Source organism: Kocuria gwangalliensis (assembly GCF_039544365.1).
GTDB classification, from domain to species: domain Bacteria; phylum Actinomycetota; class Actinomycetes; order Actinomycetales; family Micrococcaceae; genus Kocuria; species Kocuria gwangalliensis.
On record NZ_BAABLN010000048.1, the window covers coordinates 1 to 842 of the forward strand.

Annotated in this window: 1 pseudogene; it reads left to right on the forward strand. The window is 69.4% G+C overall.

Annotated features, from left to right (window positions below):
- Nucleotides 1-72: 72 nt before the first annotated feature.
- Nucleotides 73-842, forward strand: a pseudogene (locus ABEA06_RS13505) (helix-turn-helix domain-containing protein); the annotation flags it as partial.

Below are 842 nucleotides of genomic sequence, written 5' to 3' on the forward strand. Positions count from 1 at the left end.
TGAGATGAGGAACGGGCTCCTCGCCACAGGATGGAAGTTCCTACACAAACATCCGCACGAAAGAGCCCGTTCATGACCCACGTTAACGCACCCCTGACACCGACCGGCCAGCTGCGCATGGTATTGCGCCACATCGAGGACGGGATCCCCAAGGCCCACGTGGCCGCCGAGTTCCGCGTCAGCCGGCCCACGGTGGCCACCTGGGTGGCCCGCTACCTCGCGGCCGGCGAGGCAGGTCTGGTTGACCGCCCCTCGATTCCGCGGCGCAGCCAGCAGCGCACCCCGGCGCCGGTCGTGGAACTGATCGAGTCCCTGCGCCGGGAGCGGAAGTGGTCGGCCCGGCGTATCCACCACCACCTGCTCGGCCTCGGCCACCAGTTGCACCTGCGCACCGTGGGCCGGTGGCTGCACCGACTCGGTATCTCCCGGCTGCGTGATCTGACCCCGGCCGGCGAGAACGCCCGCAGGACCCCGGCGCGGATCCGCGCTGCGTGGCCCGCCGCCTTTGGTCCACCTGGATGTGAAGAAGGTCGGCAAGATCCCCGACGGTGGCGGCTGGGCCACCCACGGCCGCGGTAGCGCCCAGGCGTTGAAGTCCAAGCGCGGGCCGGGGGCGAGGGTCGGTTACACCTACCTGCACTCGGCCGTGGACGGCTTCTCCCGTCTGGCCTACACCGAAGCCCTCGACGACGAGAAAGCGGTGACCACGATCGGGTTCTTCGCCCGGGCCAGAACCTTCTTCGCCGCCCACGGGATCCACAGGATCCACCGGGTCGTGACGGATAACGGGGCCAACTACCGAGCCCGGGACTTCACCCGCACCGTGAAAGCCCTGGCCTCCC